This is a genomic window from Pseudomonas sp. GW531-T4 (assembly GCF_017349615.1).
In the GTDB taxonomy this organism is placed as follows: domain Bacteria; phylum Pseudomonadota; class Gammaproteobacteria; order Pseudomonadales; family Pseudomonadaceae; genus Aquipseudomonas; species Aquipseudomonas chlororaphis_I.
The window spans coordinates 227278-252997 of sequence record NZ_JACMZT010000003.1; the positions used below are offsets into that span (position 1 = coordinate 227278).

Annotated in this window: 24 protein-coding genes; 13 read left to right on the forward strand and 11 right to left on the reverse strand. The window is 62.2% G+C overall.

Features of this window, described 5'->3' with window-relative positions; all coding sequences use genetic code 11:
- Positions 1–75: 75 nt before the first annotated feature.
- Both J4D28_RS03920 and kynU read right to left on the reverse strand, forming a co-directional pair.
- Entirely contained in the window at positions 76–1488 is a 1413-nt protein-coding gene (locus tag J4D28_RS03920; protein ID WP_016704184.1) for an amino acid permease, read from the reverse strand.
- Positions 1489–1703: 215 nt separating this feature from the next.
- The gene (gene kynU, locus J4D28_RS03925) at positions 1704–2954 is read right to left on the reverse strand and encodes a kynureninase (RefSeq protein WP_103330624.1); all 1251 of its coding nucleotides are present in this window, start codon (positions 2952–2954) and stop codon (positions 1704–1706) included.
- A gap of 186 nt (positions 2955–3140) precedes the next feature.
- Here kynU and J4D28_RS03930 point away from each other — a divergent pair, with 186 nt between their 5' ends.
- The gene (locus J4D28_RS03930) at positions 3141–3614 is read left to right on the forward strand and encodes an Lrp/AsnC family transcriptional regulator (protein ID WP_009046863.1); all 474 of its coding nucleotides are present in this window, start codon (positions 3141–3143) and stop codon (positions 3612–3614) included.
- Between the two features lie 26 nt (positions 3615–3640).
- On the opposite strand, the gene J4D28_RS03935 is transcribed toward J4D28_RS03930, so the two are convergent.
- Positions 3641–4654, reverse strand: a complete 1014-nt coding sequence (locus J4D28_RS03935) for a helix-turn-helix domain-containing protein (protein ID WP_028681607.1) — start codon at positions 4652–4654, stop codon at positions 3641–3643.
- A gap of 499 nt (positions 4655–5153) precedes the next feature.
- Between J4D28_RS03935 and antA the strand changes: the two genes are divergently transcribed.
- The 4 genes from antA to J4D28_RS03955 all read left to right on the forward strand — a co-directional run bounded on the left by antA (position 5154) and on the right by J4D28_RS03955 (position 9529).
- The gene (antA, locus tag J4D28_RS03940) at positions 5154–6539 is read left to right on the forward strand and encodes an anthranilate 1,2-dioxygenase large subunit (protein WP_103330625.1); all 1386 of its coding nucleotides are present in this window, start codon (positions 5154–5156) and stop codon (positions 6537–6539) included.
- A 2-nt stretch (positions 6540–6541) separates the two neighbouring features.
- Positions 6542–7033: an anthranilate 1,2-dioxygenase small subunit gene (gene antB / locus J4D28_RS03945; RefSeq protein ID WP_009046860.1), complete on the forward strand. Its 492-nt coding sequence runs from the start codon at positions 6542–6544 to the stop codon at positions 7031–7033.
- A gap of 12 nt (positions 7034–7045) precedes the next feature.
- Positions 7046–8059, forward strand: a complete 1014-nt coding sequence (antC, locus tag J4D28_RS03950; protein WP_103330626.1) for an anthranilate 1,2-dioxygenase electron transfer component AntC — start codon at positions 7046–7048, stop codon at positions 8057–8059.
- Positions 8060–8131: 72 nt separating this feature from the next.
- Positions 8132–9529, forward strand: coding sequence for an amino acid permease (locus tag J4D28_RS03955; protein ID WP_009046858.1), 1398 nt, complete (start codon positions 8132–8134; stop codon positions 9527–9529).
- Between the two features lie 197 nt (positions 9530–9726).
- Here J4D28_RS03955 and kynA read toward each other — a convergent pair whose 3' ends face one another.
- Together kynA and kynB are read right to left on the reverse strand one after the other, a co-directional pair.
- The gene (kynA, locus tag J4D28_RS03960; protein WP_016704190.1) at positions 9727–10581 is read right to left on the reverse strand and encodes a tryptophan 2,3-dioxygenase; all 855 of its coding nucleotides are present in this window, start codon (positions 10579–10581) and stop codon (positions 9727–9729) included.
- A gap of 107 nt (positions 10582–10688) precedes the next feature.
- Entirely contained in the window at positions 10689–11330 is a 642-nt protein-coding gene (kynB, locus tag J4D28_RS03965; RefSeq protein WP_009046856.1) for an arylformamidase, read from the reverse strand.
- A gap of 266 nt (positions 11331–11596) precedes the next feature.
- On the opposite strand from kynB, the gene J4D28_RS03970 reads away from it, so the two are divergent.
- A complete protein-coding gene (locus J4D28_RS03970; protein WP_007922165.1) occupies positions 11597–11947 on the forward strand; it encodes a cupin domain-containing protein in 351 nt (116 codons plus the stop codon).
- 365 nt (positions 11948–12312) lie between these two features.
- Here J4D28_RS03970 and J4D28_RS30380 read toward each other — a convergent pair whose 3' ends face one another.
- From J4D28_RS30380 to J4D28_RS03985, 3 genes are all read right to left on the reverse strand, one after another.
- A complete protein-coding gene (locus J4D28_RS30380) occupies positions 12313–12879 on the reverse strand; it encodes a hypothetical protein (RefSeq protein WP_028681603.1) in 567 nt (188 codons plus the stop codon).
- Between the two features lie 367 nt (positions 12880–13246).
- Complete coding sequence (gene mmsB, locus J4D28_RS03980) at positions 13247–14134, reverse strand: 3-hydroxyisobutyrate dehydrogenase (RefSeq protein ID WP_009046854.1); 888 nt, start codon at positions 14132–14134, stop codon at positions 13247–13249.
- 11 nt (positions 14135–14145) lie between these two features.
- On the reverse strand, positions 14146–15672 hold the full coding sequence (locus tag J4D28_RS03985; RefSeq protein ID WP_103330627.1) for a CoA-acylating methylmalonate-semialdehyde dehydrogenase: 1527 nt from the start codon (positions 15670–15672) through the stop codon (positions 14146–14148).
- Positions 15673–15825: 153 nt separating this feature from the next.
- On the opposite strand from J4D28_RS03985, the gene J4D28_RS03990 reads away from it, so the two are divergent.
- The 3 genes from J4D28_RS03990 to J4D28_RS30385 all read left to right on the forward strand — a co-directional run bounded on the left by J4D28_RS03990 (position 15826) and on the right by J4D28_RS30385 (position 18500).
- Entirely contained in the window at positions 15826–16776 is a 951-nt protein-coding gene (locus tag J4D28_RS03990) for a LysR family transcriptional regulator (RefSeq protein ID WP_103330628.1), read from the forward strand.
- Positions 16777–16957: 181 nt separating this feature from the next.
- Complete coding sequence (locus J4D28_RS03995; RefSeq protein WP_103330629.1) at positions 16958–18109, forward strand: polymorphic toxin type 44 domain-containing protein; 1152 nt, start codon at positions 16958–16960, stop codon at positions 18107–18109.
- Entirely contained in the window at positions 18039–18500 is a 462-nt protein-coding gene (locus tag J4D28_RS30385; RefSeq protein ID WP_052107431.1) for a hypothetical protein, read from the forward strand. The genes J4D28_RS03995 and J4D28_RS30385 overlap by 71 nt, the downstream gene beginning before the upstream one ends.
- Before the next feature lie 127 nt (positions 18501–18627).
- Here J4D28_RS30385 and J4D28_RS04005 read toward each other — a convergent pair whose 3' ends face one another.
- Genes J4D28_RS04005 through J4D28_RS04015 form a run of 3 tightly spaced genes read right to left on the reverse strand, consistent with a single transcriptional unit; the run spans position 18628 to position 20979 of the window.
- Positions 18628–19107 (reverse strand): OmpA family protein, encoded by a 480-nt coding sequence (locus J4D28_RS04005; protein ID WP_177477856.1) that lies wholly within the window; start codon positions 19105–19107, stop codon positions 18628–18630.
- 28 nt (positions 19108–19135) lie between these two features.
- The gene (locus J4D28_RS04010; RefSeq protein WP_009046849.1) at positions 19136–20404 is read right to left on the reverse strand and encodes a diguanylate cyclase domain-containing protein; all 1269 of its coding nucleotides are present in this window, start codon (positions 20402–20404) and stop codon (positions 19136–19138) included.
- On the reverse strand, positions 20401–20979 hold the full coding sequence (locus tag J4D28_RS04015; protein ID WP_028681599.1) for a YfiR family protein: 579 nt from the start codon (positions 20977–20979) through the stop codon (positions 20401–20403). Before J4D28_RS04015 ends, J4D28_RS04010 begins: the two co-directional genes overlap by 4 nt.
- A 321-nt stretch (positions 20980–21300) precedes the next feature.
- On the opposite strand from J4D28_RS04015, the gene J4D28_RS04020 reads away from it, so the two are divergent.
- From J4D28_RS04020 to J4D28_RS04035, 4 genes are all read left to right on the forward strand, one after another.
- Entirely contained in the window at positions 21301–22152 is an 852-nt protein-coding gene (locus J4D28_RS04020; protein ID WP_028681598.1) for a sugar phosphate isomerase/epimerase, read from the forward strand.
- A 12-nt stretch (positions 22153–22164) separates the two neighbouring features.
- The gene (locus J4D28_RS04025; protein WP_016704198.1) at positions 22165–23223 is read left to right on the forward strand and encodes an isopenicillin N synthase family oxygenase; all 1059 of its coding nucleotides are present in this window, start codon (positions 22165–22167) and stop codon (positions 23221–23223) included.
- Positions 23224–23266: 43 nt separating this feature from the next.
- On the forward strand, positions 23267–24064 hold the full coding sequence (locus tag J4D28_RS04030; protein ID WP_016704199.1) for an ABC transporter substrate-binding protein: 798 nt from the start codon (positions 23267–23269) through the stop codon (positions 24062–24064).
- A 98-nt stretch (positions 24065–24162) separates the two neighbouring features.
- Positions 24163–25704 carry an amino acid ABC transporter permease/ATP-binding protein gene (locus J4D28_RS04035; protein ID WP_103330631.1) on the forward strand — a complete coding sequence of 514 codons (1542 nt, stop codon included), beginning with the start codon at positions 24163–24165 and terminating at the stop codon, positions 25702–25704.
- Positions 25705–25720: the final 16 nt, after the last annotated feature.

Below are 25720 nucleotides of genomic sequence, written 5' to 3' on the forward strand. Positions count from 1 at the left end.
TAGTGTTCGTCGCGACACTGCGGTGAATGGCCGCTGCGCGGATCGCGAGCAAGCTTCGCTCCTACAGGTTTTGGGTCAGACCTTGGACAGCGCCCCTGCCGGCGCCCGGGATTTCCTGAAGAACAGCCAGTAGGCCAGGGTCAGGATCGCCAGGAAGGGCACGCCGAACACCAGGGTCATCTTGAAGGCCTCGGTGAAGTAGGTGGTGATCATCACCGCGCCCATCAGCACCAGGCCCAGCAGTGTGCTCCAGGGGAACAGGCGCATGCGGAACGACAGCGGCTGCTCGCCATGGCGCTGGTGGTAACGGCGGAAGCAGTAGTGGGTGAGAAAGATCATGAACCAAGTGAAGATCGCGCCGAACATCGAGATCGCCATCATCAGGGTGAACGAGCTTTCCGGGTACAGCACGTTGATCAGGGTCGCCAGGCCGATGCCGGAACTGGACAGCAGCAAGGCGTTCAGCGGGATGCCGGACTTGCTCAGGGCGCCCATGGACTTCGGTGCATAACCGCCGCGGGACAGGCTGAACATCATGCGCGTGGTGATGTACAGCTGGCTGTTCATCGCCGACAACGCGGCGATCAGGATCACGAAGTTCATCACCCCGGTGGCGCCGGGAATGCCGATGGTCTGCATCACCGTGACGAACGGGCTCTGCGCCTTGCCGGCCTGGACCCAGGGCACGATGGCCAGCATCAGCGCCAGGGTCAGCAGGTAGAACACCACCAGCCGTACCATGGTCGCGCGGAAGGCCTTTTTCACCGCCCGCTGCGGGTCCTCGGCCTCGCCAGCGGCCACCGCGATCATCTCCACGCTCAGGTAGCTGAAGATCGAGACGATCACCGCGATCCACATGCCCTGCACGCCATTGGGGAAAAAGCCGCCGTGGGCGCTGTAGTTGTGCAGGCCGTAGTCGGCATTGCCGGAGCCGAACACCACGTACACCGCAAGAATGATGAAGCCGACGATGGCGGCGATCTTGATGGTGGAGAACCAGTACTCGAAGTTGCCGAAGGTTTTCACGCTGATGGCGTTGAGCAGGATCAGCACGCTGGAGAACGAGACGATCCACACCCATTCCGGCACGTGGGCGAACCAGTACTTCATGTACATGGCGATGGCCGTGACCTCGGCGCCGACCGCCAGGACGATGGCCGCCCAGTAGGCGTAGCGCACCAGGAACCCGGCCAGCGGGCTGATGTAGAACTCGGCGTAGGCGCCGAAGGAGCCGGAGGTGGAATGGGCCACGGTCATTTCCGCCAGGCAGCCCATCAGCAGCAGGGTGATCAGCGCGCCGATGGCGTAGCTGAGCAGCACGCTGGGGCCGGCGTAACCGATGGCGTAGGCACTGCCCATGAACAGCCCGGTGCCGATTGCCCCGCCGATGGCGATCATGCTCATCTGCCCGGCCGTGAGCTGGCGGCGCAAGCCCTGTTCACGGTTGGAAATCGCTGCAAAACCCTTGTTGGTCGTGGTCACGTTCATCAGCCTCTTATTATTGTGTGCACGCGTTGATCGGTGTCGCGAGCCGTCCCTGGCCGGTTCTGGTATCGCCCTGTAGCCGCTGCCGCAGGCTGCGCTCGGCGGCGCAGCCGTCGCAACCCCGGAGTCCACGGTCTGCCTGACAGACCGCGGCGCCTGGAAATGCGAGTCCTGCGGCCTCGATCGCAGCCTGCGGCAGCGGCTACAGGTAGCGGGCTTCAGGTCACGCTGTGGCGAATCTGGAACTGCGGCTGGGCCCAGGTTTTTTCGTCGAGGATTTCACCGAGGATCTGCACCGCGTCCCAGACTTCGCTGAAGCGGGTGTACAGCGGCGTGAAACCGAAGCGCATGATCCGCGGTTCGCGGTAGTCGCCGATCACGCCCCGGGCGATCAGGGCCTGGATCACCGCATAACCTTCGGGGTGTTCGAAGCTGACATGGCTGCCGCGCTTGTCGTGTTCGCGCGGGGTGACCAGCTTCAGGCCGTGGGCCGCGCAGCGTTGCTCCACCAGTTCGATGAACAGGTCGGTCAGGGCCAGGGACTTGCGGCGCAGGCTGGCCATGTCGGTCTGCTCGAAGATCTCCAGGCCGCACTCGACCATGGCCAGCGAGGTGATCGGCTGGGTGCCGCACAGGTAGCGGGCGATGCCGCTGCTCGGCCGGTATTGCGCTTCCATGTCGAACTGCCGCGCATGGCCGAACCAGCCGGACAGCGGCTGCTTGACCAGGTCGCAGAGCACCGGCGAGACCCAGGCGAAGGCCTGGGAACCCGGGCCGCCGTTGAGGTACTTGTAGGTGCAGCCGATGGCGTAGTCGGCGCCGGCCTGCTTCAGGTCCACCGGCACCGCGCCGGCGGAGTGGGCCAGGTCCCACAGGCTCAGCGCACCGCATTCGTGGGTCAGCGCGGTCACCGCCTGCATGTCGTGCATGTAGCCGGTCTTGTAGTTGACGTGGGTGAGCATGACCACCGCGGTGTCTTCGCCAATGGCCTGGGGCAGCTCCTCGGGGCTGTCCACCAGGCGCAGGGAAAAGCCCTGCTGCAGCATCTCGGTCAGGCCTTCGGCGATGTACAGGTCAGTGGGAAAGTTGCTGCTCTCGCTGACGATCACCCGCCGCTGCGGCGCCTTGAGCGCCTGCACGCGTAAGGCGGCGCTGAGCACCTTGAACAGGTTGATCGAGGTGGTATCGGTGATCACCACTTCGTTGGCATCGGCGCCGATCAACCGGGCCAGGCGGTCGCCGAGGCGCTGCGACAGATCGCGCCAGCCGGCGGTGTTCCAGCTGCGGATCAGGCCATTGCCCCATTCCTCGGCAATCACCTGTTGCGCCCGTTGCAGGGCCGCCACCGGGCGCGCGCCGAGGGAGTTGCCGTCGAGATAGATCACCCCGTCGGGCAGCGCGAACTGGTGGCGCAGCGGCGCCAGCGGGTCCTGTGCGTCGAGGGCCAGGCAGTGGTTTCTTGTTGTCATGGGAGGTCCTGTTTTCACTATGGCATGCGGCAACGCACGCGATGCCGAGGGAGGTATCGGCGGCTGCACGGTGAAGAAATAATGAACGAAGCCCTGGAGAATTTTCGTGCAAAATGCGCTATGAGAGCGGCACAGCCTCGAAGATTATTCGACTACAACTTAAAAAAACGCGGATAAATGCCAACCATGATTCTCGACTCGACAGACCTGCGAATCCTGCACTTCCTGCAACAGGACGGCCGTATCAGCAACCAGGAGCTGGCGGAGAAAGTCGCCCTCTCGCCCTCGGCCTGCCTGCGGCGCCTGCGCCTGCTGGAGGGCGAAGGCATCATCAGCGGCTATCGCGCGGTACTCAACGCCGAGCGCCTGGGGATCGAGCTGGAGGCCATCGTCCATGTGTCGCTGCGCCAGGACGTGGCGGACTGGCACGAGACCTTTATCAAGAAGGTCCAGCAGTGGCCGGAAGTAGTGACCGCCTATGTGATCACCGGCGCCAGCAACTATGTGCTGCGGGTCCAGGCGCGCAACCTCAAGCACTTCTCGGATTTCATCGTCAATCACCTGAACCGCACGTCCGGGGTCACTGACATCCGCTCGGAAATCGTCCTGCAGAAAATCAAGGAACAGGACGGCCTGCTCGACCTGGTGCTGCGCAAGTAAAACGGCTGGCCTGTGGGGTACAGGCCCTAGAAACCGCCCAGGCGCCGCGCATCGTGGCGCTGCAGGGTGACGCTGGGCGACTCGCCGAACAGCTTGCGGTACTCGGCGGAGAACCGCCCCAGATGGCTGAAGCCCCAGCCCAGGGCGATTTCGGAAATGGTCCGCGCCGAGCCGTGTTCGAGGATCTCCTGGCGCACAGCGTTGAGCCGGTACTTCTTCAGGTAGACCATCGGCGACAGGGCGAAATACTTCTTGAAGGCCTCGAACAGTTTGAAGCGCGAGACCCCGGCGGCGGCTTCCAGGTCCTCCAGGCACAGCGGCTCTCGGGCGTTGGCGTGAATGTACTGGCGGGCGCGGACCAGGTAGTGGGGCAACTTGACCTCCAGCACCTCGCGCAGCTCCGCCGAGTAGTTGTTCGGCTGGGCCAGGATCAGGCCCTTGATCAAGGAGCTTTCCAGGTCGCGGGTGAAGGCCAGTTGTTCGTACAGCTCGCTGCTGCGCTCCAGTTCGGCGATGAAATAGCGCGCCATGCGCCACCAGGACGCCGACGCCCCTTCCACCGCATCCATGACCGACTCGAAACGCAGCGGCGCATCCGGCGGCCGTTGCAGCAAGGCCTCCAGCGCTTCGCTCATGGCCGCCCGGGTAATCACCACCTGGACTTTGCGGCAGTCGCCAGAGATCGCCAGCATCTGGCTTTCGTTGGGCGCGATGATCACCCCCTGGTCACGGTTGGAACGCAGCAGCCGGCCATCCTTGCTCAACTCCTGATCGCCGCTCAGCGGCAGGCTCAGGCTGTAGCTGCTGAAGCGCTCGGCGTCTTCGATATCGATGGTGACGTCGGTGCCGTATTCGATGGTGCCCAGGGTCGTGGCCCGCGACTTGAACACGTTGGCGCTGTGGTGAAAGCGGATGCGCTCGGGGGTACTGGTTTCGAGCCGGTGCGGCCCGCAAATGCCAGACATCCAGCTTCTCGCCCCCTCGAGGTCGTAGCGATCGATACGAATATCGCGAAACTGCGAATCAGCCTTGCTATTCATCACGGCGCACCCACGGCAATATTTTTTTGCGCGCTCTGACGGCGCGTCTGATTTGAAGTACTGACCTGCAAGAGCAAGTTTTGCGCCACCGCCCGGCACTGCCAACCGGCTGGATAGCAATCGCCAACTAAGTGGATAGAGCCCATCCACCTGGTGCGCAAAACCCACGCAAGACTGCGCCAAACAGTAGCTCATCGCGACATCGCGGTGCAGCCGTTGATCACCTGGGGCGCCGGCCGTGGGTATTCAGCCCCCAGGTGTTACCCCCGCGCCCTGTAGGAGCGAGGCTTGCCCGCGATGGGTACGGCGCGTTTTGGCAGATGCACCGCGTGATCGTTTATCGCGAGCAAGCTTCGCTCCTACAGAAGCCCTCAGCGCCATTCAATTTTATGGATGGCCTTGGCCGACTAAGCGGATAGCCACCCCTGCCCCGCACTCCCTCTAATGCACCCACTGATTGGCCTGAATAAAACCGCCTCTATAAAAAAGGTACTCACTCATGAGTGGTGCAAGAAACACAGAACAATGGAAAAGCTTCATCGATGGCTGCCTGGACTTTCGTCCGGACGACGGCGTATTCCGCATTGCCCGGGACATGTTCACCGAGCCCGAGCTGTTCGACCTGGAGATGGAACTGATCTTCGAGAAGAACTGGATCTACGCCTGCCACGAAAGCGAGCTGGCCAACAACCACGACTTCGTGACCCTGCGCGCCGGGCGCCAGCCGATGATCATCACCCGCGACGGCGAAGGCCGGCTCAACGCGCTGATCAACGCCTGCCAGCACCGCGGCACCACCCTGACCCGGGTCGGCAAGGGCAACCAGTCCACCTTCACCTGCCCGTTCCACGCCTGGTGCTACAAGAGCGACGGGCGCCTGGTGAAGGTCAAGGCGCCGGGGGAATACCCCGAGGGTTTCGACAAGGCCACCCGCGGCCTGAAGAAGGCCCGCATCGACAGCTACAAGGGCTTTGTCTTCATCAGCCTCGACGTCCACGCCGACAACTCCCTGGAGGACTTCCTCGGCGACGCCAAGGTGTTCTTCGACATGATGGTCGCCCAGTCGCCCACCGGTGAACTGGAAGTGCTGCCCGGCAAGTCCGCCTACACCTACGACGGCAACTGGAAACTGCAGAACGAGAACGGCCTCGACGGTTATCACGTGAGCACCGTGCACTACAACTACGTGGCCACGGTGCAGCACCGCCAGCAGGTCAACAGCGAAAACGGCGGCGCCAGCGCCACCCTCGACTACAGCAAGCTCGGCGCCGGCGACGCCAACACCGACGACGGCTGGTTCGCCTTCAACAACGGCCACAGCGTGCTGTTCAGCGACATGCCCAACCCGTCGGTGCGCTCCGGCTACGCCACCATCATGCCGCGGCTGGTGGAAGAGTACGGCCAGGAAAAGGCCGAATGGATGATGCACCGCCTGCGCAACCTCAACGTCTACCCGAGCCTGTTCTTCCTCGACCAGATCAGCTCGCAGCTGCGGATCATCCGCCCGCTGGCCTGGAACAAGACCGAGATCATCAGCCAGTGCATCGGGGTCAAGGGCGAGTCCGACGCCGACCGGGAAAACCGCATCCGCCAGTTCGAGGACTTCTTCAACGTCTCGGGCATGGGCACCCCCGACGACCTGGTGGAATTCCGCGAAGCCCAGCGCGGTTTCCAGGGCCGCCTGGAACGCTGGAGCGACATCTCCCGCGGCAGCCACCGCTGGGCAACCGGGCCGACCCGCAACAGCGAGGCCATCGGCATCCAGCCGGCCATGACCGGCACCGAATTCACCCACGAAGGGCTGTACGTCAACCAGCACCGCAACTGGCAGAAATTCCTCCTCGACGGGCTGGCCAGACAATCCCTGAAACTGCGTGAGGTGTGAACATGAGTGCGCAACTGCAATACCGTATCGAGCAGTTTTTCTACCGCAAGTCCGAGCTGTGCGACGCCCAGGACTGGGACGCCTACCTTGAGCTCTTCGACCCGCAGAGTGAGTTCCACCTGCCGCAGTGGGATTCCGAGCATGTCTACACCACCGACCCGAAACGCGGCATGTCGCTGATCTACTACGCCAACCGCTCGGGCCTGGAAGACCGGGTGTTCCGTATCCGCACCGGCAAGGCCGCCTCGACCATTCCGATGCCGCGCACCCTGCACAACATCAGCAACGTGCGGATCGCCGAGCAGGCCGATGGCAACCTGCAAGTGCGGCTGAACTGGCACACGCTGTTCTATCGCCTGGCCACCGCCGAGCAGTTCTTCGGCCATGCCACCTACAACCTCAAGCCCCACGGCGACAGCTGGCTGATCACCCGCAAGCATGTGCTGCTGCTCAACGACACCATCAACTCGGTGCTCGATTTCTACCACCTCTGACGGAGACCGGGCATGAACCACAAGGTCGCGTTCAGCTTTGCCGATGGCAAGACGCTGTTCTTCCCTGTACACGCCAACGAAATACTGCTCGACGCCGCCCTGCGCAACGGCATCAAGATCCCCCTCGACTGCCGCGAAGGCGTCTGCGGCACCTGCCAGGGCCGCTGCGAATCCGGCACCTACAGCCAGGACTACGTGGACGAGGAAGCCCTCTCCAGCACGGACCTGGAGCAGCGCAAGATGCTCAGTTGCCAGACCCGGGTGCAGTCCGATGCCACCTTCTACTTCGACTTCGATTCCAGCCTGTGCAGCGCCGCAGGCCCCGCACAGCTGGGCGCTACAGTCAGCGAAGTGCGCCAGGTCTCCGACAGCACGGCGATCCTGCAACTGCAGCTCGACCAGACAGCGCTGGACTTCCTGCCGGGGCAATACGCCCGGCTGTCGGTCCCCGGCACGTCGAGCAAGCGCTCCTACTCGTTCGCCAACCGCTCGGGCAGCCAGCAGCTGCAATTCCTCGTGCGCCTGCTACCCGACGGAGCCATGAGCAACTACATCCGCGAACGTTGCCAGGTCGGCGACCGTATCGAGCTGGAGGCGCCGCTGGGCGCCTTCTACCTGCGCCATATCGTCCGGCCGCTGGTGCTGGTGGCCGGCGGCACCGGGTTGTCGGCGCTGCTGGCGATGCTCGAACAGCTGGTCGCCGACGGCTGCACCCAGCCGGTGCACCTGTACTACGGGGTGCGCAACGTCGCCGACCTGTGCGAAACCGCGCGTATCGAGGCTTATGCCGACCAACTGCCGGGCTTTCGCTACACTGCGGTGATCAGCAAGCCGACGGCGGACTGGCCGGGCAAGCGCGGTTACATCGCCGAGCATTTCGATTGCAGCGAACTGCGCGATAGCCCGGTGGACATGTACGTCTGCGGACCGCCACCGATGGTCGAGTCGATCAAGAACTGGCTGCAAGATCAGCAACTTGAGAGCGTTCAGCTGTATTACGAGAAGTTCACCGAGAGTAATATCTGATCCGTCCGCCGTCAGCGCGATCTGGCCGCGAACACGGACAGATCCGATAACAATGAGAAGAGAGCGTGATTAGTGGATGAAATCCTGAAACCCGGCGAACTCAAGCGTGGCTTGAAGAACCGCCATATCCAGCTGATTGCCCTGGGCGGGGCGATCGGCACCGGACTGTTCCTTGGCTCCGCTGGCGTGCTCAAGTCCGCCGGCCCTTCGATGATCCTCGGTTATGCGATTGCCGGGTTCATCGCCTTCCTGATCATGCGCCAGCTTGGCGAAATGATCGTCGAGGAGCCGGTGGCCGGGTCCTTCAGCCACTTCGCGCACAAGTACTGGGGCGGTTACTTCGGCTTTCTCGCCGGCTGGAACTACTGGGTGCTCTACGTGCTGGTGGGCATGGCCGAGCTCACGGCCGTGGGCAAGTACGTGCAGTTCTGGTGGCCGGAAATCCCCTCCTGGGTCAGCGCGGCGGTGTTCTTCGTGCTGGTCAACCTGATCAACATGATGAACGTGAAGTTCTTCGGCGAAGCCGAGTTCTGGTTCGCCATCATCAAGGTGGTGGCCATCATCGGCATGATCGCCCTGGGCTGCTACATGCTGGCCAGCGGCAGCGGCGGCCCGCAGGCCGCGGTGAGCAACCTGTGGAGCCATGGCGGGTTCTTCCCCAATGGCGGCACCGGCCTGCTGATGGCCATGGCCTTCATCATGTTTTCCTTCGGCGGCCTGGAACTGGTGGGCATCACCGCCGCCGAGGCCAGCGAGCCACGCAAGGTGATCCCCAAGGCGATCAACCAGGTGGTGTACCGGGTGCTGATCTTCTACGTCGGCGCCCTCACCGTGCTGCTGTCGCTGTACCCCTGGGACCAGTTGCTGCAGACCCTCAACGCTTCCGGCGACTCCTATAGCGGCAGCCCGTTCGTGCAGATCTTTGCCCTGATCGGCAGCGACACCGCGGCGCATATCCTTAACTTCGTGGTCCTGACCGCGGCGCTGTCGGTCTACAACAGCGGCGTGTACTGCAACAGCCGCATGCTCTACGGCCTGGCCGAACAGGGCGACGCGCCCAAGGCGATGATGAAGCTGAACAAACAGGGGGTGCCATTGCTGGCCCTGGGCGTCTCGGCGCTGATCACCCTGCTCTGCGTGGTGGTCAACTACCTGGCGCCGCAGGAAGCGCTGGAACTGCTGATGGCCCTGGTCGTTGCCTCCCTGATGATCAACTGGGCGCTGATCAGCCTGACTCACCTGAAGTTCCGCAAGTCCATGGGCCAGCAAGGCATAGTGCCGTCGTTCAAGACCTTCTGGTTCCCGTTCAGCAACTACCTGTGCCTGGCCTTCATGCTGATGATCGTCAGCGTGATGCTGATGATTCCCGGGATCCGGGTTTCGGTCTACGCGATCCCGGTGTGGGTCGCGCTGATCTGGGTGTTCTACCGCCTGCGGGTGGCCAGGGCTGGTACTCGGGCGGTGGCCTGACAACGGCGGCGCGCCCATCGCGGGCAAGCCTCGCTCCTACAGAAACGGAGCTTGCTCGCGATGAACATCGTTACCGTAGGAGCGAGGCTTGCCCGCGATGAACGATGACACGGTGGCCCTGATTACAACGCCACTGATTCAGCCAACAAAAAGGCCCGGCATTCGATGAATGCCGGGCCTTTTTGCTGGCCTGCCGCTTACAGCGTCGAACGCACGCGCCACAGCTCGGGGAACAAGACGGTGTCGAGCATCTTGCGCAGGTAGCCGACGCCTTCGGTGCCGCCGGTGCCGGGCTGGAAGCCGATGATGCGCTCCACCGTGGTCACATGGCGGAAGCGCCACTGGCGGAAGGAATCCTCCAGGTCGATGAATTTCTCCGCCAGCTGGTACAGGTCCCAGTAGCGCGACGGGTCGGTGTAGACCTCGCGCCAGGCGGCTTCCACCGACGCATCATGCTGGGTCGGCACCTGGCTGTTCAGGGCCAGGCGCTCGGGGTCGATGGCCAGCCCGGCCTTGGCCATCAGGCCGATGGCTTCGTCGTACAGCGATGGCGTGGCGATCGCCAGCTCCAGTTCCTCGAGCAGTTCCGGACGATGGGCATGGGGGCGCAGCAAGGTCGCGCTCTTGTTGCCGAGGATGAACTCGATCTCGCGGTACTGGAACGACTGGAAGCCCGACGAGTGCCCCAGGTACGGGCGGATCGACTTGTACTCGGACGGGGTCATGGTCGCCAGCACCGCCCAGGCGTGCACCAGTTGGTCGAAGATCCGCGACACCCGCGCCAGCATCTTGAACGCCGGCGGCAACTGGCCCTGATGCACGTGCTCGCGAGCCGCCTTGAGCTCGTGCAGCATCAGTTTCATCCACAACTCCGAGGTCTGGTGCTGGATGATGAAGAGCATTTCGTTGTGATCCGGCGACAAGGGGTGCTGGGCATTGAGGATGCGCCCCAGGTCCAGGTAGTCGCCGTAGCTCATGGAATTGGAAAAATTCAGCTCGGCGTTATGCCAGCCATCGGGCGGCGGGTTGCTCGAATAGGGACATTGACTCATCGCGTGGGCTCCTCATGTCAGGTCGCGGCTGATCGATCACCCGGCGCCAGTCTTGATCGAGGGCGCGTGGGGTCGAAGCTTTGTTGTTGTAAATACTATTGTAGGAATTATCGCGGCAAAGGCCGCAGGATGGCGCGCACCGGGCTCGCATCCAGATGAGCGAAACGCAGGGGCAGCGCGATCAGTTCGTAGTCGCCTTCGGCCACTTCGTCGAGCACTATGCCCTCGAGAATCGCCAGCCCATGGCGGGCCACGGCGTTATGGGCGTCCATGGTTTTCGATTGCTGCGGATCGAGGGACGGGGTGTCGATGCCGATCAGGCGCACGCCGTGGCTGGCCAGCAGCTCGACGGTTTCCTTGGCCACGGCGCTGAAGTCCGGATCCCAGGTGCTCAACGGCGCCTGGCGATAGGTGCGCAGCAGCACCCGCTCGGGCAGGTTGTCGAGGTGACCTTCCAGGTGTCGGGGCAATACCAGCGGGCCGCAGCCCAGGCAATGCACGACCCGGCACGGGCCGAGGTAGACATCCAGCGGCACCTCGCCGATCGGCGCGCCATCGGCGCTGTAATGCAGCGGCGCGTCGACATGAGCCCCGGTGTGCGGCGACAGGGTGATACGCCCGACATTCACCGGGCACTCGGGTCCGTACTGCCAGACCCGCTCTTCCTGGAACGGCGTGTCGCCAGGCCAGGTCGGGGTCGCGGTACTCAGGGGCGGGCTGATGTCCCACCAGCTTGGGGTTGTGTTCATAGCGCTGCTCTCGGCCACTTCGACCTGAATCATACGAGCGATGCCCGTGAAGATTCTTGCGAAATGCTCCGGCGACCGCGGAATCTTTCGCAAGAACTGCAAGGAAATCACTGATTCACGCTCGGAAATTTCAATGCAAACCGCGGCAACACTTCGCGGGCGGCTACTGCGTTTCTGGGCACCCCGATGTCGAGTACAGACAACTGATGGGGCGCCGGGCGCTATAGGGTGCGACTTCAGTTCTCAGCCAAGACCCCGGAGTCCTCATGACCGCGACTGCCCCCATCACCGTTCTGCGCGACACTCACCCGCTGCCGGTGCTCGATGCCTGCAAATGGGAAAAACTCGAAGGCGACCCGCACACCGTCAACCTCAACGCCTACACCAGCGAAGACGGCAGCAAGATCATGGGCACCTGGATCTGCACGCCCGGCAAATGGCGCGTGGACTACGTGAAATGGGAGTACTGCCATTTCCAGGAAGGTTACTGCGTGATCACCCCGGACGGCATGGACCCGATCCACTTGCGCGCCGGCGATATCTTCGTGGTCGAGCCGGGGATGAAAGGCACCTGGGAAGTGGTGGAGACCGTGCGCAAGTATTTCGTTTTCGCCTGACGCCCGAAAATGCGGGCCGCAGTTTTGCAAACTGACTGATCGGCCCGGCGAAGGACTTTCCACAAAACTTCAAGAGGCGCTCATATCATTGAAGAGCGCCTCTTTTTTATAAAAACACAGTAATAAGGCGCACGCCCGCCATGCACTTCCCGGCTTAATGATATTGGCCAACCAGAAGTTCACTCATCTCATGCCCAGCGAATACAGACAGCCCACTTAAACTTCCAACAAGCTTGCTTAAACAAAAAAACCAAGCAGACGACCCACACTTAAAACTTTAGAAACTCTATTAATCCAACGACTAAAAAGGGGACGTCTCAACGTCCCCTTTTGCACATCCCGGTGCCTGGTGGTGTATCGGGCACTTAGTCTTTGGCTTTCGAGATTTTCCATGAGCCGGTATTGCCGTCCCGATTCAGATAGGGGGTCGTCGATACCGCATATTTGACGCCCTCGCCACTGGCATGCCCACAGGTATCCAGGAACCCGCCGCGCACGTCGTTGTAGCCATTCAGGAAGTGCACGACATCCCCCTCCCTCACCTTGAAATCCTTGGGATCTGAGGTATCGGCGAAGATTCGCCAGTGCAGGGTATCCGCCGGCCGCGACTCCTTGAGGGCTGTGACCACGTTGTAGATCGACGGTTTTGTCGCGTGGCCATTGGTGTCCAGATAGCCACCCTCGTTCTTGTAGAGGTTCCACAGCAGAATCACATCGCAACTTTCAACCTCGGTTCCTACTGCCTTGCCTGTCGCGGACTCGATGACCCAGGTGCCAGTACCCGGGCCGCGATGAGGAGTGGTTGCGGTGACTACGCCGTAAAGGCTGTTCGGGGCGGTCGCATGATTACAAGTATCGAGATAACCGCCATCCCAATTACTGTAACCATTCTTGATATGAACTTTGTCTCCGTATCTCAGAACATCTGCCATGGTCTATCTCCCTGATATAACCTTATATACATGCCATATCCATGACATGTCGTCATTCGACAGAGATGCTGTCGACACAAATCACCTTAGCTATCAATCCCGATACTGCCAGGGCATGTCTTATACATTGTCGCGATAAAGCCACTTGCGAATACTTCATCGCCTACTGTGCAGATATTACGGACGATATTCGGCTGTAAGACTGTCATGAACCGATGAATTGATTTTTCTGAACAAGCGCAATTGCCGAGGACGGCGCACTCGATCCCGGCCTGTGCCAGCGGGCTACAGGGGAGCGAGGTCCATTGAAGTAAGAGAGATGGTAAAAAACCGGGAGCCCGCCCGACGCGGGCTCCCGGAAAAACCCCTATTGGGGCTTGCGATAGCTGTTGACGATAGCCGAGAAGTCCATGCCCCCTTCCCCGCGCTGGCTCATGGCCTGGTACAGCTGCTGCGCCACGGCGCCCAGCACCACCGGCTGATGCGCCTGGCGGGCGGCCTCGGTGGCCAGGCCCAGGTCCTTGAGCATCAGTTCGGCGCCGAAGCCGCCGGTGTAGCCGCGAGCGGCCGGTGCGGTTTCGATCACACCGGGCCAGGGGTTGTAGGTGTCGGAACTCCAGCAGCGCCCGGTGGAGCTGTTGATGATGCCCGCCAGCACCTTGGTGTCGATGCCCAGGGCATCGCCCAGGGCCATGGCCTCGCTGACGCCGATCATCGAAATGCCCAGCAGCAGGTTGTTGCAGATCTTGGCGATCTGCCCGGTCCCCACTTCACCGCAGTGCACGATATTGCGGCCCATCTGCGCCAGCACCGGCTGCAGGGTGGCGAACAGTTCGGCACTGGCGCCGACCATGAAAGTCAGGGTGCCCGCCGCCGCGCCACCGGTGCCACCTGACACCGGCGCGTCGGCCATGGCCACGCCTTGCTTGGCGGCGGCAGCGGCCACGTCGCGGGCGGTCTGCGGATCGATGGTGCTGCAATCCACCGCCGGTGTGCCATGGGCGATACCCGCCAGCACCCCGTCGTCGCCCAGCCAGACGCTGCGCACATGGGCCGCGGCCGGCAGCATGGTGATCACCAGCTCGCTGTCTTCGGCGGCAGCGCGCGGCGAGGTGCTGATACTGCCACCCAGTTCGGCCAGTTCGTTGAGCACGGCCTGGTTCAGGTCGAACAGGTTCAACTGATGCCCGGCCTTGAGCAGGTTGCGCGCCATGGGTGCGCCCATGTTGCCCAGACCGATGAATGCGATTTTCATGAGCCGACTCCTCAACGCAAATGGATGGTGGTGTTCACGCCATCGTTGACGCTGTCATCGTCGAACCAGCGACTGGTGACGGTCTTGGTCTGGGTATAGAACTGCACCACTTGTTTGCCATAGGGCCCCAGATCGCCCAGTTTGGAACCACGGGAACCGGTGAAGCTGAAGAACGGTACCGGCACCGGGATCGGGATGTTGATCCCGACCTGGCCGACATCGATTTCGCTCTGGAACTTGCGGGCCGCCGCGCCGCTCTGGGTGAACAGGCCGGTGCCGTTGCCGAAGGGGTTGCTGTTGACCAGGGCGATGGCCTGGTCGAGGGTGTCCACTTCCAGCACCACCAGCACCGGGCCGAAGATTTCCTGGGTGTAGATCTGCATGTCGGTGGTCACCCCGGAGAACAGGGTCGGGCCGACGAAGTTGCCCTGCTCGAAACCCGGCACCTTGACGTCGCGACCGTCCAGCTCCAGCTTGGCGCCTTCCTTGATGCCACTTTCGATCAGGCTCAGCACACGCTCCTTGGCCCGCTTGGAAATCAGCGGCCCGACATCGGTGCCCGGCTCGCTGCCGGCATTCACCTTGAGCTTCTGCGCCAGCGCCTTGAGGTCCGGCAGCCATTGTTTCGCCGCGCCCACCAGGACCACCACCGAGGTGGCCATGCAACGCTGGCCGGCCGCGCCGAACCCGGCACCGACCAGGGCATTGAGCGCCTGTTCGCGATTGGCGTCAGGCAGCACTACGGCGTGATTCTTCGCGCCCATCATCGACTGCACGCGCTTGCCGTGCTTGCCCGCCAGGTCGTAGACGTGAGTGCCCACCGCAGTGGAGCCGACGAACGACACCGCCTTGATGTGCGGGTGGGTGCACAGCTTGTCCACCACGTCCTTGCCGCCATGCACCACGTTGAGCACGCCCGGCGGAATCCCGGCTTCCAGCGCCAGTTCCACCAGCAGCATGGTCGACAGCGGGTCCTGCTCCGAAGGCTTGAGGACGAAGGTGTTACCGCAGGCGATGGCCATCGGGAACATCCACAGCGGAATCATCGCCGGGAAGTTGAACGGGGTGATCCCGGCGCAAACGCCGATCGGCTGGCGCAGGGTGTAGGTATCGACGCCGCCGGCGACGTTCTCGGCGAACTCGCCCATCTGCAGGCTGCCGATCGAGCAGGCATGCTCGACCACTTCCAGGCCACGGAAGATGTCGCCTTCGGCATCGGCGATGGTCTTGCCCTGTTCGGCGCTGAGCACCTGGGCAATGCGTTTGGAGTGTTCGCGGATCAGCGCCTGCAGCTTGAGCATGATGCGCATCCGCGCGCCGATCGGGGTCAGCTTCCAGGTCTGGAAGGCGCGCTGCGCGGCTTCGATGGCGGCGTCGACTTCATCCGCCGTGGCAAAAGGCACCTTGGCCAGCACCTGCTGGGTGGCCGGGTTGGTGATGTCGTGCCATTCGCGGGTCTTGGACTCGACCCACTGGCCGTCGATCAGCAGCTTGACCTGCTGCAAGGTGGTGCCGTCGGACTTGAGGGATGCGTTCATACGGGTCTCCTGACTTCTTGAGGTTCTTATGCAGGGAGCCAAGGCGTGGGACCGCCTTGAAATGAGGCGTGCGTCGCGAGTTGGTTGTCGGACTGTTTTTGGAGTATAGATGTGCAAACTTCTAATAAGAACGCACATAAAAGCCGGTCCATCATGCAAAAAAACATCACATCCCTCGGCTCGCTGAACTGGGACGACCTGAAGTTTTTCCTCGAAGTGGCCCGCACCCGCAAGGCCAGCAGCGCGGCCAAGCGCCTGGCGGTGGACTACACCACGGTGTCGCGGCGCATCGGCTCGCTGGAAGTCGCGCTGGGCACCCTGCTGTTCGAAAAGTCCCGGACCAACGGCTTTGTCCTGACCGCCGAGGGCCAGCGCCTGCTGGGTTATGCCGAGTCGATCGAAAGCACCCTGCACATGGCCTGCGAACAGGTCTCGGGCTCGGGCGTGGCCCTGTCCGGCCATGTGCGCATGGGCTGCACCGAGGGTTTCGGCAGCTTTTTCATCACCCCGCAGCTGAGCCATTTCGTCGACGCCTACCCGGCGATCTCGGTGGACATCCTGCCGCTGCCGCACTTCATCAGCCTGTCCAAGCGCGAAGCCGACATCGTCATCGCCCTGGAGCGCCCGGAGCACGGCCCCTATGTCTGCTGCAAGCTCTGCGACTACCGCCTGCAGCTCTATGCGACCCAGGAATACCTCGACCAGCACCCATCGATCCGCCGCCCGGCGGACTTGAGCGAGCATCAATTCATCAGCTACGTGGACGACCTGGCGTTCAGCTCGGAGCTCTTGTACCTGGCCAATGTGCTGCCCGGCGCCAGCGCCAACCTGCGCAGCACCAGCGTGATCGCCCAGTACGTGGCGGCGCAGCAAGGGCGCTCGCTGGCGATCCTGCCGTGCTTCCTGGCCGCCCAGGACCCACGCCTGCTGCCAGTGCTGCCGGAGGAAATAGACATCACCCGGCAGTTCTGGATGTACTGCCGCGAAGACCTGCGCAAGCTCAAGCGGATCACCCTGCTGTGGGACTACATCCGCAACGTGACCGAGCAGAATCAGGACCTGCTGATGGGGCAGAGCCGGGCGATGGTGTTTGCCGACTCATAGTCCTCCAAAAAGATCAGCAGGCCCTGCCAATGTTTTGTGACAAGGCTTGATCGTAATTGCCGGAGCCCGACAGACTCTCCAACCAAGTTCAGAATCGTCCTAAAGCCTTAGCCATCGCCACTTGCTAGGTTCGCGAAGCTCGACAAAGAGCCTCGCGGATCAGCTAATGCAAGGACGATAAATGCTCTCTTCTGCTCGCCTGGGCGACAAACACGTCTGTCCTCTTCCCGGTCACGGCACTACTCCTATTGCTTGCGCTTCTGCTGACATCAACATCAACTTCATGGGAGCAGCCCGAGTCGGTGACACTTGCGGTTGTGGCGCGGTCATCACCACGGGGTTTCCCTCGATCATCCTGAATGGTCGTCCCATGGCCCACTTAGGGAGCCCCACCAGTCACGGTGGGACAATCATTACGGGGTCGGGTGATACTTTCGGTGGTTTTGTCATGGGGCCCGCTCCAGGGGCTGCCATCATCAACTTCGCAGCACTCGGCGTGTTTCGCCCGGATGGCTCGGTGGACGATGAAAAGATGACGACCTTGCTGGCCGACCCGAGGCTGATGGAGAAGGCTACCGCTGCAAATGCTTTGGTCGATCCCAATGCGGCCTCTAAGGCACCTGAGGAGAAGCCAGAGGAGAAGGTTTGTACTGACCCCGACCGCATGGAAGAACTGGCGAGCTACATTGCCGACGAGATGAACCGCAATATCAACAGCCCGTCTGTGCGACAGATGCAGGACTTGAATTGCTTTGATCCGGCAGCGGAAACACGTAAGTACGCTGAGCTTCCGTTCTACATGAGGCTTGGCCCTGGCCCAGACTTCTACAACTTGGCTCTGGGAAAGAAAGCCAAGGCTTTTGCTATCTGGACTGAGCGAGTGGGCCAGGATCGACCTTGGGACCACAAGCCGAAAATTCGTGCGGCATTTGGTGGGCTTTGGCATAAACAAGGAAAGTACGACTATTTTTATGATATCTGGTCGAACATCCACTATGGCTATGTGGGCCGCGTTGCGGGATTTTCCGAGAGCGTACTTGCGGATGGGGCAGGAGCCGAGCAGATAGTTTCAGACTCCTGGGGGAAGGTCACGGATATAACGAAACCACCAGAAAGACGGAAACACCGAGGACCTCACCGGGCTGAAAATGTTGACGGACTCCGTGCCTGGGACGACGACCCAGACCGTATATCTATTAGTATCGGCATTAAACTCTTTAACCAACATCCCAATGGTGGGATAACAGCAAAAATGGTTATGGATGAGGTTCTTGCAGTTACGCCACAGGAATGGGGAGCAGGTGTCATTGAGCACAAATGCAAGAAAATTTAAGGCTCGTTACTTGTTCCTTTTCCTATTAATAGCTCCGCTGGTGGCTTGGTACTTCGCTATTCCCGGCGTAATTGTCCATTACCCTAAAGAGGCCACGGACGAACTGCGCTTAATTTGGGACACGCACGACCAGATTACGCGGCAGCGGATGCTACCAGGGGAAGCTACATCTGAGCTTGGTCATGTGTTCCCTGATGAGAACTTCTTCATGGTGTTCTTTTGGTGGACCGACAGAGGTTTACGGAAATGCATCGACATCACACCTAAGCGCTGGGCAACGATAGACATCTACCTCGATAGGACCGGTAGGGTCGATATTGAAAGAACAGCTCCTGACGTTATTGCTCGGTTGAAGAAGTGTCCGGGCGAGTCTGACCCTTTCCGGCCCTAAGCTGCCAACAACGCTGCGAAGAGCTGCGCAAACTCAAGCGTCCCCTACTGTGGGACTACATCAGCAACGTGACCAAACAAAATCAGAACCTGCTGAAAGGGCAGACCCGGAGGATGGTGTTCGCCTATTAGTCGGCGATGACCACGATCGAGACGCGACGGTTTTCGGTACGCCCGGCCACCGTGCTATTGGAGGCTACCGGTTCGCTGCTGCCGAGGCCGCGCAGCTGGATGTTTTCTTCACGCATGCCCGTGGCCACCAGCACCTTGCTCACGCTTTTCGCCCGACGCAGGGACAGTTGCTGGTTATAGGTTTCCCTGCCGGAGGCATCGGTGTGGCCATCGACCCGGACCTTGTCGATGTGCACGCTGACCAGGGCCTTGCCGATGCGCTCGACGATCTCGGTACTGGTGGCATTCAGAGTCTCGATATCACTGCCGAACAGCACCTTGCCGGACAGGCCGAAGGCCCAACCTTCATCCGTCAGCTCAAAGCCCTCCTGCTTGAGCACCGCCACTTGTTGCGGGGTCAGCCCCTTGGGCGGCACGCTCTGGCAGCCGGTCAATGAAAGCAGCGCCAGCAACAGGCCGGCGGTGAAAAGTCGCATGAAAGGTCGAGTCAATGAAAACAAAGAATTAGCTCCTGGATTGAACGTGAACGACGGGGGGCTCCGACCCCGCGGTGTGTTGCCCGCCTCGAGAGACACGCTTGGCCTGATACATCGCCGCATCAGCGGCGTTGAGCAGAGCACCCGGGGTGGTGCCATGATCAGGGTAGACGGCAATCCCGATACTGAGCGACGTCAGCACCGAAGTACTGCCTGGCAAGGCGATCGGCAGCTCCATGCTGGCGATGATTTTTTCGGCGATACGCTCGGCGTCCTCGATGCGGTGCAGCGGGGTCAGCAGAATGGCGAACTCGTCGCCCCCCAGGCGCGCCACCAGGTCTTCCTCGCGCAACTGCGCCCGCACCCGCGATGCCACCGCCATCAGCACCGCGTCGCCGGCGGCGTGACCGAAGTTGTCGTTGATGCCCTTGAAGCGGTCGCTGTCGAGAAACAGCACCGCAACCCGTTCATTGAGCTTGCTGGCGCTGCGCAGCGCGCGGATCAGCCGGCCCTCGAAAAACGCCCGGTTCGGCAACCCGGTCAGGCTGTCGTGGCTGGCCTGGTGGGCCAGGGTTTCGTTTTCACTCTGCAAATGGGTTTGCCAGGCCTCCAGCTCATCGAGCAAGGCATTGAAGTCGTTGCCCAGGTTATCCAGCTCGGCAATCTTTGCCGGCGGTACCCGCACGTCGAAGGCCCGCTCGCGGCGCGCGGCATGCGCCACATCGGCCAGGCTGCGCAGCGGCCCGGTAATGCCGCGCAACTGACGGCGCGCCAGGTACAGTGCCACCCAGGCGCTCACCGCGATACACAGGACAATCCCCACCAACCCACTGAGCAGAAAACGCAACAGGCTGCCGCCGTGCCCGGTCAAGGCAACACTGCCGATCTCCTGGCCCTGATACATGATCGGCACCGTGATGGGCTTCTCGAGAAAGGCGCGGGCGATCTGCATTTGCAGGTCGCTCAGCAAACCGGTTTCCGGACGCTCCCAGTGGGCCAGCACGCGGCCCCGGGCATCGAGCACCTGGGCCTCGGCCACTTCTTCGGTGGAGGCGATCAGGGCCAGGGCTTCGGTCGCCGCGGCGCTGTCGTTGAACACCACCGCCGCTTCGACCGTGTAGTTGATCGAACGCGCGATCAGGTGCAGGTTGTGATCGGCATACACCCGCAATGCCAACACCCCGAGCAGGGTCAGGGACAGGCTGGCCATGGAAATGGCCAGCAGGGCGACAATCAGATGCCCGCGGCCAATGACCGAACGCAAGGTAGGGCGAACAGGCGATTTGAAGAGACTCATGGCGCCGCCGGTCGACGACGGGAGAGTTGCAGCACGCTCGGATGAATCCGCACACCACTGCGGGCCACTGAATCCAGGTTGACCTCGAATGACACCTGGTTGTCTCTGACACGCAGGCAGAACAGACTGCCCACCGTGCACTGGTCGCCGCCTTCGCTGATGCTCAGCACCGGATGACCGGCCAGGGAAGTGAACAGGCGGGCACGCTGGTCATCGGTCAGCTTACCGATGTACACCGAGTCGCACTCGCTGACGATGGCTGGGTTGTCGGCCAGCAAGCGCCGCACCAGGACCGGGCGGCCGGTGGCCTGGGTCGTGCCCTTGACCAGATCGTCGGTGTATTCGGTCGGCCCCACCACGCACAGGCGCAGCTGTGCCGGCTCCACCGGCCAGCGCGCATAGCTGAGAATGCCCAGCACCACCTGAGTTACTGCCTTGGCGCGCTGGTCTGCCAGGCTGACAGCCGCAGGCTCGGGTTGCGCGACGGCAAAAGTGCTCAGCAGACAGACCAGGGTGGACAGCAATACCTGCCTCCAGCCCAAAAAGCGCTCTGTCGCCGAGACAGCCACGTTCATGCAGGGATTCTCTTTGATCGTCATACAATGATGCCGCAACGATAGCACAGCAGGGGAACCCCCCGCGAGGCTCCCAGGCATGGGTAGCAGGCTATTGGTTTAGAAAAAAATGAAGTAACGATTTGAGCCTTCCTATTCTTCATGCCTGCATCGCCTGCTTAAGATCGGCGCCAGAGAGTGAGCCATCCAGGCCCCCTCGGTGAGATCGGATCCGCAGAGATCCGGCTCAAGGAATGTCTTTTGCTACTGCCCAGTATCGCCGCCTCGGCCACACGCCGCTGCGGTGCCATGAGTAGCCCAAGACATCTTTGAGGTTAGCCGATGCAACTGGAAATATTCCGCACACTCTGGGGCTATACCGCCAGCAAGGCCCAGGCACTCGACGAACTGCTGGCCGCCGGCTTCGACGGTATGGAAGCCCGCCTGCCTTTGCAAGCTCGTGAACGCGGCGAATTCGGCACTTTCCTGCGGGACAATCGCCTCGGCTATATCTGCACCGTTTTTACCGCCTACGACGTCCTGCCCAAACAGTCGGCCACGTTCCAGGAACACCTGCTGGACCTGGACCGCAAACTCGCCTGGGCCGCCGAGCTGGCACCGCGCTTCGTCAATGTCCTGGCCGGCAACGATCGCTGGCCCCTGGCGCAACAAGTCGAGTTCTTCGGCCAGGCCATGGAACTGGCGCGCAAGCATGGCCAGTTCTGCAGCCTCGAGACTCACCGGGCCCGCTCGCTGTTCAACCCCTGGGTCACCCTGGATCTGATCCGGCAATTGCCCGATCTGCGCTTCACCAGCGATATCAGCCATTGGGTCGTCACCTGCGAACGCCTGCTGGACGATCCTTTCGATGACCTGGCCCCCTTCGTCGAGCGCGTTCACCACATCCAGGCCCGGGTCGGTTATGACCAGGGGCCGCAAGTCCCGCACCCCGCCGCCCCGGAATATGCCCGTGAACTGGCGTTCCACCAGCAACACTGGGAGGCCGTCTGGCATTCGCAAAAGGCCCGTGGCTACCAGGTCAGCACCCTGACCCCGGAGTTCGGCGCCGACGGCTACCTGCATCACCTGCCCTTCACCAACGTGCCGGTGGCCGACCTCTGGTCGCTGAACCAGTGGATGGCCAGGACCGAGCGCGAACACTTCGACCGCTTCACCCACTCAACCCGTCCGTGAGGTTCTTGCGTCATGCCCGAGAAGATCGACAACACCCCGGCCAAGGCCAACTTCAAGCACATCCCGGTGGTGGACATCGCCGGCCTGTTCAGCATCGAGCTGGAACACCGGCTGGCCGTCGCCGAGCAGCTGGGAGCAGCCGCCAGCGAAGTGGGCTTTCTCTATATCACCAGCCATGGCATCGACCCGCAGTTGATCGCCGATTTGCGTCAAGCCGCCAGGGACTATTTCGCCCAGCCCCTGGACACCAAGATGCAGCACTACATCGGCACCTCGAAAAGCCACAAGGGTTTCGTCCCCGAAGGCGAGGAGGTGTATTCCAAGGGCAAGCCGGATCACAAGGAGGCCTTCGACATCGGCTTCGAAGTACCGGCCGACGATCCCCTGGTCCTGGCCAACACGCCGCTGCTGGGGCCGAACGAATGGCCGGCGCTGCCCGGTTTCAAGGAGGCGGTACAGGCCTATTACGCGGCCATCTTCGCCCTCGGCAGGCGCCTGTTCAGCGGGTTTGCCCTGGCCCTGGGCCTGGAAGAAAACTACTTCGACGCCCTGGTCACCCGCCCGCCTTCCAAGCTGCGCCTGATCCACTACCCCTTCGATGACGCGGCCCAGGATGCCCCCGGCATCGGCGCCCACACCGACTACGAGTGCTTCACCATCCTGCTGGCCGACAAGCCGGGCCTGGAGGTGATGAACAACCTGGGCCAGTGGATCGACGCCCCGCCCATTGCCGACGCCTTCGTGGTGAACATCGGCGACATGCTGGAAGTGATGACCGCCGGCGCCTTTGTCGCCACCGCCCACCGGGTGCGCACGGTCAGCGAGGAGCGCTACTCGTTCCCGCTGTTCTACGCCTGCGACTTCCACACCCTGATCAAGCCTTTGCCGCAGTTCGCCAAGGCCTCGGACGACTATGAGCAGATCGCCATCGGCGAACACATGTATGGCCAGGCCCTGCAGACCTATCAGTACCTGCGCAAACGCGTGGAGAACGGCGAGATCCGCTTGCCGGAAAAAGCCCGCAAGCCTTCGAGCTTCGGCCACCTGAAACATCAGTCGCAAGCGTCCTGACACCCCTTTCGCCCTGTGCTTCCATCCCCTGGAGAGACCCACGATGCTTAACAAAAACAACGTTGCTCGCCTGACCCTGCTCACCGCCGGCCTGTTGTGCGCCACTGCCGGCCTGGCCTCGACCGCGACACCCGGCCAGTTGAAGATCGGCATGGAAATCACCTACCCGCCGTTCGAGTCCTATGACAGCGAGAAGAACGTGGTCGGCTCCGACCCGGAACTGGCCCACGCCCTGGCCAGGCATCTGAACGCCAAGGCCGAGTTCGTCGACACCAAGTTCCCCAGCCTGATTCTTGGCCTCAATGCCGGTCGCTACGACGCGATCATTTCCGGCATGTACATCACCCCGGAGCGGCAGACCCAGGCCATGACCATCGCCTATGCGAAAACCGGCGCGGCGATCATGGCGTCCAAGGACAGCGGCCTGAATCCGCAAACCCCTGAAGACCTGTGCGGCCTGAAAGTCGGCCTGGAACAGGGCACCACCTGGGTCGGCCAGTTGCAGAAGCTCTCCAGCGACTACTGCGTGCCGAACAACAAGGGCGCGATCAGCGTCAGCGAATACCCCTCGGCACCTGAAGTGACCCAGGCCCTGCTGTCGAAGAACATCCAGGCCCAGGTGGAAATCGCCGGGGCGGCGAAGATGATCGCCGAACGCACCAAGGGCCGGGTGGTCGTCACCAGCCAGCACCTGATCTATCAGCAGACCCTCGGCATCTTCGTCAAGAAAGGCAACGACGCCACCTACAAGGCGCTGCAGGAAGCCTTCGCCGAGAGCCGCAGGAACGGCGAATATGCCGCAATCCTCGGCAAATACAACCTCGAACCCGTGACTGACTGACAAGCCACTGCGGCGCATGGATGCGCCCGTGACCGGCCCCTGATCGAGCGCACGACGCCCGTCCTGATGCCTGCGATCCGAAGCCGCCTGAGGTGTTTATGCAATTCGACTGGTCCTACTTCTTCTCCCTGTTTTCCCTGCCCAGCTTCTGGCACGCCTGCGTCACCGTGGTCCAGCTCAGCGCCCTGGCCTGGTTCATCGGCATGCTGCTGGGCTTTCTCCTGGCGTCGGCCAAACTCTCCAGCGCCGCCTGGCTCAGAACCCCGGCAGCGCTGTACATCTGGTTCTTTCGCAGCATCCCGCTGCTGGTGCTGGTGGTCTTCGTCTACAACCTGCCCCAGCTGTTTCCGGCCACCGGCTCGGTGCTGTCCAACCCCTTCTACTCGGGGCTGTTCGCCCTGGTGGTGACCGAAGCGGCGTACATGGCGGAAATCCACCGCGGCGGGCTGATCTCGGTGGCCAAGGGGCAGAAGGAAGCCGGTCGTGCGTTGGGGATCGGCCTGGTCGGCCTGCAACGGCTGATCGTCATCCCCCAGGCCTTCCGCATTTCCTTGCCGACCCTGATCAACGAGTACATCACCGTGGTCAAGCTGACCTCGCTGATCTCGGTGATCTCCCTGACCGAACTGCTCACCGTCGGCCAGCGCCTGTATGCGCAGAACTTCCTGGTGATGGAGACCCTGGCCGCGGTGGCGGTGTACTACGTGCTGATCGTCACCCTGTTCGCCTGGCTGCTGCAGCGCCTGGAACGCCACCTGGACCTGAACCTGCGCACGCCGCAAACCCTGGACGACGCCGGCACCCAGCGGCTCCGGCAGCAGGCGCAACCGCTGCACGCCCGCCCGCGTCCAACAGCGGTGGCCGGCAGCGCCCCGGCCCTGCAGCTGCAAAACATCCACAAGCGCTACGGCGATCATCAGGTGCTCAAGGGCGTCGACCTGAACGTCGCCAGCGGCCAGGTGATTTCCATCATCGGTCCGTCCGGCTCGGGCAAGACCTCGCTGATCCGTACCATCAACGGCCTGGAGCGCATCGACCAGGGCGAGATCGTGCTGTTCGGCAACAGCTTCATCAGCGCCGGCGACAACCTCAACAGCCCACAGGTGCGCGAGGGCGTGCGACACATTGGCATGGTCTTCCAGAACTTCAATCTGTTCCCCCATCGCTGCATCCTCGACAACATCTGCCTGGCGCCGCGTTACCACGGCAGCAGCAAGGCCTTGAGCGAACAGCAGGCCTACGCCTTGCTGGACAAGGTCGGCCTGCTGGCCCACGCCCACAAGTACCCGCACCAGCTGTCCGGCGGCCAGCAGCAGCGCGTGGCGATTGCCCGGGCCCTGGCGATGGAGCCGCAGATCATGCTCTTCGACGAGCCGACTTCGGCCCTCGACCCGGAGCTGGTGGGCGATGTGTTGAATGTGATTCGCGACCTGGCCAGAGAAGGCATGACCATGTTGATCGTCACCCACGAGATGGACTTCGCCCTGTCGATTTCCGATCGAGTGATCTTTATGGAGGGCGGCAATATCCAGCTGGACGCCAGCCCGCGGGCGATCCGCGAAGAAGAAGCCGGAGAGCGGGTCAGGCGCTTCATGGGGCTCGAGCAGCCCAGCGCAACGACGCTGGCCGCGGCGCTCTGATCGTGTGCTGAGCGCC